The sequence below is a fragment of the Peribacillus sp. SIMBA_075 genome, assembly GCF_046534585.1.
This window is the reverse complement of record NZ_JAWRYN010000131.1, coordinates 1-452: the sequence shown is the minus strand read 5'-3', so window position 1 is coordinate 452 and position 452 is coordinate 1. Positions and strand designations below refer to the sequence as shown.

Sequence of the window (452 nt, the reverse complement as noted above, 5' to 3'; positions counted from 1 at the left end):
ATTAGAACTCTAAGTTTCTCAAATGATTCGGATGTGGGACGAACAAAGGAATAATAGCCGTTTTTGACCATATCCGCGATAACGAGCGCATCTTTTTTATCACTCTTAGATTGGGTATAATCACGATTCTCTTTATTCCTTTTTACTAAGGTGGGGATTGACTGTTACAACCTTAATGTTTTGGTTATATAACCATTTTGAAAGGTTAATCCAGTAATGGCCTGTAGGCTCCATACCTACTATTGTGGAATCTAAGTTTTTTAGTTTTTGTAAGTTTTGAATCCAACTTAATAGTTTTACGAACCCCTCTTCATATTTTCAAATGTAAGAGGATCTCCAACTACAATTCCACGGAAGTTAAAAGCTCGAGCAACGTGTAATTGTTGGGCTATATCCACACCTACAATTAGATGTGTATCGGAAATTCTTTCTATTAGTTGATTTTGTTTGTC

The 452-nt window shown here is 35.2% G+C and carries 1 pseudogene; it reads right to left on the bottom strand.

The annotated features are described in order from the left end of the window. A pseudogene (locus SB775_RS27470) lies at positions 1–452 on the bottom strand (IS110 family transposase); the annotation flags it as partial.